The organism is Streptomyces sp. NPDC056480 (genome assembly GCF_042795405.1).
In the GTDB taxonomy this organism is placed as follows: domain Bacteria; phylum Actinomycetota; class Actinomycetes; order Streptomycetales; family Streptomycetaceae; genus Streptomyces.
The window spans coordinates 20,331-30,470 of sequence record NZ_JBHTSA010000097.1; the positions used below are offsets into that span (position 1 = coordinate 20,331).

Genomic DNA, 10,140 nt, shown 5'->3' on the forward strand with positions numbered 1-10,140 from the left:
TGGTCAGCGGCGCGGTGGGGGCTGCTTGAAGTACGGGTCCCGGCCGGCGATCCGGTACCCCTCCAGGCCCGGCCCGGAGTCGACCGTCAGGTCGCAGCCGGGCCCGGGAACGGCCCGGTTCCAGTGCACGTACGCCTTCGCATCCGGCAGGGTCGGCGCCACCTTCGGGATCGCGGTGTACCAGTCGCGCTGGCGCTCGGGCCTCTTCGGGTCGGGGGCGGTGGAGAACTCGGAGAGCATGATCGGCTTGTCGTCGGAGATGTTCGCGCGGAGCCAGTCGTAGCTGGGGCGCTGGCTCTCGTCGAAGTCGAGCCAGTTCGTCGTCCGGTGGCACAGGTAGTAGTTGTACTGGTCCATGCCGATCCAGTCGACGTAGTCATCGCCGGGGTAGAGCCGCTTCATCGACGCCGCGCTGCCCAGGTAGCCGGAGACCGTCCACACCCAGACCACGTTGTCCACCCCGAGCCGCTCGAACCGGTCGTGGAGGTGGCGGTAGGCGGCGACGTACTCGGCGGGGGTGCCGGCGCCCTCCTGGATCCGGGCGTCGGCCTCCTGGTCGAAGGAGAGGAAGACCCGCTTGCCGTAGGCCTTGATGCGACGTATCTGCGGGTCGAGGATCTCCGTGTCGTACTGCCCGGAGGCGAGGTTCTTCCACCCGAGCTGGGTCTCGGTGTATCCGGCGTGGTGCGGTTCCCTCCACACCGTGGACTCCCAGGCGAGCATCAGCAACCGATCGCGGCCGAGGGCCTGTTCGTCGGGGGTGAGGAGGGTGCCGTCGAGCTCGTTGCCGGACATGTCGTGGTACGTGTAGACGAGATCGAGGCGGCGGCCGATCTTCTTCTCGAAGGCGTGCACGGGCCGGACGAGCGAACTGTCGCCGTCGTGCGGAACGTACGCGCCCCACCAGGCGCCGCAGGGGGCGACGAGCCGGGCGTCGGGGGCGCACCGGTCGTCCCCCTCGGCGATGGTCGCCCACACCCCTATGCCGGCGATCAGCGCGCCCACGGCGGCGAGGGCCGTCGCCAGCCGTCCGGCGGCGCCGCCCTTGGCATGCTGCCCGGTCACCGGCCCCCACCGGGACCTCGTTTACGGAACCGGAAGGGCTCGGCCGCCTCGGGTTCGACCGCGCCGACGGTGGCGGCGGGCAGCGGCAGGCCGGGCAGGAGGGCGACGACCGTGGTGAACGCGGCGAGCGGGATGAGGAACGCGGGCACGGAGAACCCCCCGACCAGGAAGAGGAGGGTGGCGGTGAGTGCGGCGAGGGAGAGGCTGATCGGCGCGGTCAGCGCGAAGGCCTCCAGTCGGGCGCCGGGGCGCAGTCCGTGCGGTTGGGGGTGGAGCAGGGCGAGGCCGGGTCCGAAGCAGACGAAGAGCAGCACGGGCAGCCAGCGCACGAAGGAACCGCCCGGCAGCAGGGTCGCCGCGAGGGCCACCCATCCCGAGCCGGCGGCGATCGCTCTGATCCGGTTCTGGGTCGTGTTCACGGTGCACCGCCTGTGGTGGCCGAGGGCTCGGTGGCCTTCGGGGTGTAGGCGAGGACGATCCCGTACGGGTGTTCCTCGACGGTCGTGAAGAGCGGCGAGGCCTTCAGCCGGTCACGCAGGATCGCGAATCCGCCCGGCGGCAGCAGCCCCTCGCCCGCGGTGTAGATGTCCTGGGTGCGGGTGAGGACGACGTGCGCCGTGGTGCCGGGCGGGATCCTCTCGTCCAGGTAGCGGGCCGGATCGACGAGCATCTTCTCGTTCTCGGGCAGCTCCTGCTCGGCGAAGAACCAGTGCTCGACCTGGTCGTAGCGGTGCAGTGCCTGCGGGAAGGAGCCGGAGGTGGCGAGGACCAGACCGCCTTCGGGCAGCCGGTCGATGGCGCGGGTGACCAGCTCCGTCTCGGCGGGCGGGGTGTAGTACATCGCCTCCTTGCCGTAGTACGCGGGCAGGAATCCGGCCGTCAGAGCCACGAGGACGACCGGCAGGGCGATGGCCGCGATGCGGCGGCGGACGAGACGGCCGCGGCTCCGGTGGGTGCCCGCGACGGCGGGGACCAGCGCCGCCGCGGCGAAGAACGCGGCACCGGGCAGCCCGAAGAGATAGACCCGGAAGAGCATCTCCCCGCCGTAGTCGTTGACGGCGAAGAGCGGTACGGGGGCGATGGAGACGAGCAGCAGCGGGAGCGCGCTGCGGGTCAGCCTGCGGCGGCCGACCACGGCGATCCCGGCGAGCACGACGACGGCGAGGGCCATGACGATGCCGGCCTGGCCGGCCAGTTCGGGTCCGGGGCCGGTGAGCTGTCCGGCGTATCCGGCGCGGGAGTTCTCGGTGAGCCGGCCGATCGAATCGCGCAGGGTGCCGAGCGTCTCCAGGAACAGCGGGCGGCCCATGGTGAGGTCCCAGGCCAGCATCAGGAGCCCGGCGACGACCAGCAGACCGTAGTTGCGGTAGCGGCGGGTGAGGCTGAGGGCGAAGAGCGCGGCGCAGAGCATGACCGGCGTGAGCTGGTGGGCGGCGTTGATCGCGACGATCAGCGGGGCGATGATCACCACGCAGACCGCGCGCTGGCGCAGCGCCGTGGGCGGCGGCACGGTCGCCGCGGCAGGGTCGAGATTCGCCCGGTCGCGCAGCCGTCCCGCCGAGCCGGGACGCACGAAGTGCCGCAGCACGACGGCGAGTACGGTCAGATGGACGACGTAGGCGAAGCCCTGCGGGGCGAGGTAGTCCTGGCCGACCCAGTTGGCGAGCTGGAAGATCCAGACGGCGGCCCACACCAGCCGCCAGTCCTCGGTGAAGGTGCGGTAGATCAGCACGAGCACGGGCAACGTGATCAGACCGAGGGCGATCGGCGCCCAGTTGACGTACGCGGCCGTGCTCTCGACGCCGAAGGCCCGTACGAGCGCCGCGTTCAGGGTGAAGAAGCCCGGCCACTGCTCGTAGGCGGACATGTTCCCGGACAGGGCGGCGTCGGGACGCAGTTCGCCGGCGCCGAGGATGGCGTCGACGACGGCATCGTGCTTGGAGGCCCAGGGGTAGCGCACGGAGTCGTACAGCACGGCCGGGGGCGCCTTGAGCGCGACGAGCAGCCCCACGCAGTGGGCGAGGGGCCAGCCCGGCGAGGTCCCGGCGCGCCGGAGCGACACCAGGAAGCCGGCGGTCAGGACCAGCAGGGAGACGTGGAAGAGGACGGGCAGCCGGTCCAGGAGCCCGTAGTCGTCCATGGTGCGGAAGTCGATCCCGGGCAGGGCGAGCGCCCACAGACCGATGCCGAGCGCCAGAAGGGCGGGCGAGAGCCAGGTGAGGTCGTGCACGGCGATGCGTCGCGCGCGCGGCACGGCCTTGCCCTCCTGCTCCCGGGCGGAGGCGGGTTCCGTGCCGGTCGCCGCCGTTGGTGTGGACAGGTGCTTCGTCACCCCGCGAACTCCGTTCCGCGCACCAGCGCGCGCGTCCTTCGGTACAGCCGCCAGCCGATCGTGGGCAGCGAGTCCGGGTACGGCGCGGCCTTCGCGCCCCGCCCCTCCATCCACCGCTCCACGTCGGCGGCGGTGTGGCTGCGGCGCACGATGAGCCGCGCGATCCGGTAGACCTCGTCGCTCCCGGAGCTGAGCGCGTGCCGCACGGCGACGGCCGAGGTGTATCCGGCGGCCTCGGCGGCCCGGCGCACGGCGGGGCTGTTGTAGCCGTGCGGGTAGGCGAGGTGCCGGATCTCGTGGCCGAGGGTGTCCTCCAGGACCGCCTTCGACTCGCGCAGTTCCCGCCGGAGCGCGGCCGGCGTGAGGGTGTCGAGCTGCGCGTGGGTGGCGGTGTGACCGCCGACCTCCATCCCGTACGCCTTCAGGCAGGGTGCCTGGGCAAGGGTCATCATCGGCGCGGGCGGCAGCAGACACGGCCGGCCCGGAGTGATGGCCCCGGTGGTGAGGTACGCCGTGGCCGGCAGGTCCCGTGCGGCGAGCGCCTCGGCCGTCGGACCCGCCAGGTCGGCGAAGCCGTCGTCGAAGGTGATGGCGGTGGGCCGGTCCGGAAGCGGAGCCCCGGAAGCGAGGTGCGCGGCCAGGGTGCCGACGGTGACCGGGGTGCGCCCGCTGGCGACGATCGCGTCGAGCTGGGAGGCGAACTCCTTCGGGGAGACGGTGAATTCGGCGATCCAGTCCGGTGGATCGTCCATCACGGCGTGGTAGAGGAGGACGGGAATCCGGATACGAACGCGCGCGGTCATCCGGTGCCCGCTCTCCGGAACGCGTCGCGCGCCCTTGCTCTGGCGTAGCCGATCGGTCCGTACAACATGCCGCGTCGCTCCAGTCGGGAGAGGCTCCTGGGCCAGGGATGGTGCTGGGTGCCGTGTTCGCCGGGGACTCCGCCGCCGCCCTCGCCGCGCCGGGCGGTCATGGTCCGGGCGTGCGCGAGGCCGCGCGGCAGCCGGGCGAGCAGGGCGGGCAGCAGGCGGGGACTGCGTACCAGGGTGGCGGTGAGGTACGCGGTGAGCCCGGCGCCGTAGCCGTACGCCTGGTTCCTCAGGTCCTGCCAGGTGTCGCGGTGGTGGTGCCAGACGAGGGCTTCGGAGGTGTAGCGGAGGCGGAAGCCGGCGGCGAGGACGGCGACGAAGGCGTACAGGTCGTCGCCTCCTCGTGCGGCCGTCCCCGTGCCGGTCGCCGGGTCGAAGCCGCCGGCCCGCCGGAGGGCGTCGGCGCGGAAGGCCATGTTGGCGCCGGAGCCGAAGCTGCCGGCGGTGAAGGGGAAGAGCGGCTCGTCGGCGGGCGGGTGCGCCGGATCGTAGAGGCGGGGCGCGAAGCCCTTGGCGAAGCCGCCGTGCGATTCGAGGAGCACCTGGGCGGGGGTGCCGAGGCGCGCGGGCAGGATCAGACCGGTGACACAGCCGAGGCCGGGGTCGGCGGCGAAGGGCGCGGTGAGGGCGCTCAGCCAGTGCGGGTCGGCGATCACGTCGTCGTCGGTGAAGGCGAGGACCTCCCCGTCGGCGGCGGCGGCGCCGGTGTTGTGGGCGATGGCGAGCCCGGGGGTGTCCTCGCGGACGTACCGGACGCGGCCGGCGTAGGCGCGGGTGACCAGGTCGTGGGTGTCGGTGGTGCGGGGCGCGTTGTCGACGACGATCAGCTCGTGGTCGGGGTGGTCCTGGGCGAGCAGCGAGTCGAGGGCGCGGGCGAGGGAGGCGGGGCGCTCCCGGGTGGCGACGACCACGGAGGCGCGCGGTGGAACGCCGACCGGTCCCGGACCCGCGGCACCCCGGTCGGCGGCCCGCGGGCCCACCACCGCGGCTTCCGTCGCCGCGAGGCGCTCCGCGTCGCCGCGGGGCGCGGTGCCGTCCGCCAGGAGGGGGACCGCGAGCGCGGCGAGGACCTCGGCGGGGTCCTCGTTCTCCTCGTACCGGCCGAGGACGGTGGCGGTGGGGCGGCCGTCGACGCGGACGAGGGCGTAGACCTCGCCGGGGACGGGCGCGGGGGCGCCGGGAGCGGCGCGGAGGCCGACGGCGGCGCCGGACGCGTCGAGCTCCAGCTCGGCGACGGATATGGCGGGTTGCTGGTTCACGGGGTTCCCCCAGGGACGGACACCTGCGGCTACCGATCGCCCTTGAGCCGGGCGACGGTGCTGAGGACTTCTCGGGCGCGGGCCGCCGGGGCGGGGCGCTCACAGACAGGGGCGCGAGCCGCCCGGACCGGCTCGCGGCCCAGCCGGTGCGGTGCGGTGCGCGGGCCGGGGCGGGTGACGGCGCCTCGTGCACGGTGGGTTCGCCGGTCTTCGGCGAGCCCAGGGCTCTCAGGCGCGCCGGACCCGGCCCGCAGCTTCCGCCCCACCCGGATCACGCGCTCGCCCGGCTCCCCCGGCGGCACGACCCGCACCCGCCACGCACTCACCTAGCCGACCCCCCGGTCGTCCCCCGAGACCTTCTGGACAGGAAGGTACCGGCCCGAACCCCTTCCCGGCAGGCATACTCGCCCTTTGGGTCACGGAGGGGGACGAGGCGACCGGGACGGAGCCGTTCCGCGAGCGCCCGACGCGGAGCACTTCGTTCCAAATGCACACCACCGCACCGGAGTTGACGCAGTAGTCCTGCTGTCGACCCGAATGCCTTGCGCAGTCGCTCCGGCACTCCTAGCGTCCATGATCACTGGCCGGCCCGGAGAAGGGGCACGACGTCCGGAGAACCGTGTCGTCCGCGGCGACCATCCCGCCGGCCCCCTCTCGTGCGCGCCTGAGCGCCCTTCGACGGAGTGATGAGTGAAGAGACCTGAGAGACCGATATGGGCCCTGGCCGCCGTCACGGCGGCCTTATTGTTCACCGCCGTCCCGGCGAACGCCGCCCCCCAGCCCGACGCCGTTCCGGCCGCCTCGACGGCGCCCGACCCCGTCGACCCGCCTCTGCTCGACGCGACCGCGGACGGCGGCACCGTCCGCGTCAACGTCGTCACCCGCCACCGCGAGGCCCTGGACTCCGCCTCCGAGGCAGGCGAGACACTCGTCTCCTACGACTCACTGCCCCTCGTCACCCTCCGCGTGGACGAGGCGGGACTTCAGCAGCTGAACGCCGATCCGAACGTCGTCGACGTCTCCGAGGACGTGCCGGTCGCCCCCGCCCTGGACGAGTCCACCCACACGATAGGCAGCGACAGGACCTTCGCGGCCGGGAAGACCGGCGCCGGCACCACGGTCGCCGTCCTCGACACCGGCATCGACGTCGACCACCCGTTCCTCTCGGGTCGCGTCACGGGTGAGGCGTGCTTCTCGGTCACCGACGCGAACGCCGGTTCCACCAGTCTGTGCCCTGACGGCACCGGGGAACAGACGGGCCCCGGCAGCGCGGACGTCGAGACGGGCCCGTGCGCCACCATGGGTGCCGTCTGCGCCCACGGAACCCACGTCGCCGGGATCGTCGCCGGAGACGGAACCGGCCTCGACGGTGCCCCCAGGCGCGGGGTCGCCCCCGACGCGAACGTCCTCGCCATCCAGGTCTTCTCCAAGTTCACCTCCGACGAGCGCTGCGGAGGCGCCGGCAAGAGCCCGTGCGTCCTCAGCTTCACCAGCTCCCAGGTCAAGGCGCTGGAGAAGGTGCTCGCGCTGAAGCGGGCCGGAACCGACATCGTCGCGGCGAACATGAGTCTGGGCAGCGGCCGCTGGACCAGCTCGTGCTTCACCGACGCCCGCAAGGCGATCATCGACAACCTGCTCGCCGAAGGGGTCGCCACGGTCGTCGCGGCCGGCAACAACGGCTACGCCGAGGCCGTCAACGCCCCCGGCTGTGTGCCCTCCGCCCTCACCGTGGGGTCCACCACCGACGACGACCAGCTGTCCTCGTTCACCAACCGCGGCGCGCTGCTCGACCTGCTCGCTCCCGGCACCGGCATCGTCTCCTCGGTCCCCGGTGGCGGTTTCGCCGCGAAGGACGGCACCTCGATGGCCGCCCCCCACGTCGCCGGGGCCCTCGCCGTCCTCCGCCAGTCCTTCCCCGAGAAGTCGGTGACGGAACTGGAGGCGCTCCTGCTGGAATCGGGCGAGGCCCTCACCTACGCGGGCGCGGTCACCCCCCGGATACAGCTCGACGCGGCTGCGCTCGGCGGCGGCGGGACCGACCCGGAAGAGGACCCTGAACTGACCGCCTGGGACAACTGGGCCGAGGTCACCGTCCCCGTCTCCGGGAGCGCCGAGTCGCCGATCGAGATCAACCAGAACCGGCTCGCACCCTCCTCCCTCCAGGTGTACGTGGATGTCCACCGCACGGGGACCGGCGATCTGAACATCGACCTCGTCGCCCCTGACGGTTCCGTCTACCCCCTCCGGCAGGTCCGGGACGACGAGGGCGGGGAGATCCACGAGCTGTACCAGGTGAACGCGAGCAGCGAGCAGGCGAACGGCACCTGGAAGCTCCGTGTCACCTCGATCGGCGCGGGCGGCTTCATCAGCGGCTGGGACCTCCGCTTCCCGTGGTTCGACAACTGGACGGAAACGCAGATTCCCGATCTGGGCACCGCCGAGTCCCCGGTGGTCGTCGGCAGCGCGCGCACGGGCAACGCCCCGCAGGCGACGCGGGTCTACGTCGACATCCACCACTCATGGCGCGGCGATCTCCAGCTGGACCTGATCGCCCCCGACGGCCGTGTGTACCCCCTGCGGGCAGCGGCGGCCAAGGATTCCGGCGACACGATCCACGAGAGCTACGTCGTGGACGCGCGCGCCTCCGCGGCGAAGGGCACCTGGAGGCTTCGGGCCAAGGACACCGCGCAAGGAAACAGCGGATCGATCAGCGGCTGGATGCTGACACTCTGACGGCGTCGGACCACGGAGTGCGCTCGTCGAGCGCGGGCGCACCCCTCCGTGGCCCGGGGGGCGGGAGGGGTGCCGGGCGGGTTCGACGCGACCGCGGCGGAAGGCGGGGCGCCCGGGGGGAATCCCGGGTTCCCGGACCTCATCCCGCCATCGGCCTGCGTGATCCGGTCAATGCGCCCTACGGGCCTGTGCAGGGGATGGGCCCGCCTATAGAAAAGTTCGCGATCACCAGGAATCAGGGGGGAACAACTTTGCGTAGGAACACGCAGGTCCGGAGAACCGTGACCGCCGCCTTACTGGCCTTCGCCGTGGTGGGCGCGACCGCTCCCGCCGTCCACGCCGACGAGCCGGGCACGCCGGCCTCGGCCGAGGACACGGCCCAGTTCACCGGCATAGCCAAGGCGTACCTCCAGAAGCGGGCCGAGGCGGTCACGGCCCGCAGCGCCGAGATCCCGCCCAGTGCGCCGGAGGACGTCTCGCCCGGCCTCGCGGAAGTGCTGGAGGCCGACTTCGCCGCCCTGGCAGAGCAGGGCCGTGTCCTCGAAGGCGTCAACGGGGGCTACAGCAGCGCGGAGGTCGACCTCCTGGTCGACCAGGCGACCGTCAGCGGCACCACCGCGACCGTAGAGGTGACCGAGGACACCAAGCTCCACTACCCGGACCCGCAGCCCGGCGAGCCGGCCTACGAGGAGTACTCGCTCCCGCACACGCTGACCTACACGAAGGCGGCCGACGGGACCTGGGACCTCGCGGGCGACCTGGCGCGGGTCGACTGGACCGGCCCCGCCCCGACGACCCAGCTCACCCAGCCGGTCGACGTGCCCGCCCCCGACTCCGACGCCGAGGGCGACAAGGCGGCGACCGCACAGACGGTGAACGACGGCCTCGACATGCCGACCGAGGATCCGGACCCGACCAGCGGCTACAACTACGGCAACATGGCGTCGTACGCGGACAGGTACTGGAAGCGGGGGAACTCCGACTACCGCACCTACGGAAACGACTGCACGAACTTCATCTCGCAGGCGATGCGCGCCGGCGGGTGGGGGACGACGTCCGGCAGTGCGATGAGCCGCAAGGACAACAGCAAGTGGTTCTACGCCAGCTTCACGTGGACCACCAGCTACACCTGGGCCGGCGCTGAGAACTGGTACTGGTTCGCGAACAAGCACTCGAAGCGCACCCGGATGCTCAGCAACGTGTGGCACATGGGCAAGGCCGACGTCCTGCAGGCCGACTGGAAGCGCGACGGCGTCATCGACCACAGCATGATCGTCACGACCCGGACGTCGAACGAGGTCTACCTCACGTACCACACGCCCAGTACGCACAACAAGAAGCTCAGCACGATCGTGGCCCAGTACCCCCGTGCCTGGTGGTACGCCCACCGGACCTGATCCATTGACGAGGGACGCATGACCTTTCGAAAGTCTCACGTGCCGGCCGTCCTCGCCTGTGCGCTCCTGGTGGGATGCAGCCAGGAGCCCGCTCCGCAGGGCCGTACGGAACAGCAGACCGCTGAAGCCTACGTCCAGGCGCTGAACAGCCGTGACGTGGCAGCCCTCGCGAAGCTGGGGCCGCCGGGCTACGAAGAGGTCGAGGCGGACGCCCGCAAGGCCGTGGCCGCCGACGGCGGCAAGGGACTGGAGATCGACAGCGTCAAGGTGTCGCACGAGTTCGGCGCCGACGTGGCGAGCGCCCACGTGGTCGCCACGGACCGGGCCGGCAAGCCCTTCGCCGCCTACGTGCAGATGTCCCGTCACGACGGCACATGGGTCGTGGTCCTCGGCCACGCCCCCGGTGCCGGAAAGGCCGGCTCCAGCCCGGCGGCCACGGAGCCGCCGGGCTAGGGGGTGTCCTGTCGATCAGGCCGGCTCAGGAC

At 72.2% G+C, this 10,140-nt stretch carries 8 protein-coding genes; 3 read left to right on the top strand and 5 right to left on the bottom strand.

Features of this window, described 5'->3' with window-relative positions; all coding sequences use genetic code 11:
• Positions 1-3: 3 nt before the first annotated feature.
• The 5 genes from ACFQ79_RS31050 to ACFQ79_RS31070 are packed head-to-tail and all read right to left on the bottom strand — an operon-like array spanning position 4 to position 5,525.
• Positions 4-1,065 (bottom strand): glycoside hydrolase family 26 protein, encoded by a 1,062-nt coding sequence (locus ACFQ79_RS31050; RefSeq protein WP_383589656.1) that lies wholly within the window; start codon positions 1,063-1,065, stop codon positions 4-6.
• Entirely contained in the window at positions 1,062-1,484 is a 423-nt protein-coding gene (locus ACFQ79_RS31055) for a hypothetical protein (protein ID WP_383589658.1), read from the bottom strand. The genes ACFQ79_RS31050 and ACFQ79_RS31055 overlap by 4 nt, the downstream gene beginning before the upstream one ends.
• Positions 1,481-3,397, bottom strand: coding sequence for a hypothetical protein (locus tag ACFQ79_RS31060; protein WP_383589660.1), 1,917 nt, complete (start codon positions 3,395-3,397; stop codon positions 1,481-1,483). Before ACFQ79_RS31060 ends, ACFQ79_RS31055 begins: the two co-directional genes overlap by 4 nt.
• Complete coding sequence (locus ACFQ79_RS31065; RefSeq protein ID WP_383589662.1) at positions 3,394-4,149, bottom strand: polysaccharide deacetylase family protein; 756 nt, start codon at positions 4,147-4,149, stop codon at positions 3,394-3,396. Before ACFQ79_RS31065 ends, ACFQ79_RS31060 begins: the two co-directional genes overlap by 4 nt.
• 47 nt (positions 4,150-4,196) lie before the next feature.
• Complete coding sequence (locus tag ACFQ79_RS31070; protein WP_383589664.1) at positions 4,197-5,525, bottom strand: glycosyltransferase; 1,329 nt, start codon at positions 5,523-5,525, stop codon at positions 4,197-4,199.
• Positions 5,526-6,269: 744 nt separating this feature from the next.
• Here ACFQ79_RS31070 and ACFQ79_RS31075 point away from each other — a divergent pair.
• The 3 genes from ACFQ79_RS31075 to ACFQ79_RS31085 all read left to right on the top strand — a co-directional run bounded on the left by ACFQ79_RS31075 (position 6,270) and on the right by ACFQ79_RS31085 (position 10,108).
• Positions 6,270-8,258, top strand: coding sequence for a S8 family serine peptidase (locus ACFQ79_RS31075; RefSeq protein ID WP_383589666.1), 1,989 nt, complete (start codon positions 6,270-6,272; stop codon positions 8,256-8,258).
• A gap of 281 nt (positions 8,259-8,539) precedes the next feature.
• A complete protein-coding gene (locus ACFQ79_RS31080) occupies positions 8,540-9,655 on the top strand; it encodes an amidase domain-containing protein (protein WP_383589668.1) in 1,116 nt (371 codons plus the stop codon).
• 18 nt (positions 9,656-9,673) lie between these two features.
• Positions 9,674-10,108: a hypothetical protein gene (locus ACFQ79_RS31085; RefSeq protein WP_383589670.1), complete on the top strand. Its 435-nt coding sequence runs from the start codon at positions 9,674-9,676 to the stop codon at positions 10,106-10,108.
• The last annotated feature ends 32 nt before the right edge of the window (positions 10,109-10,140 follow it).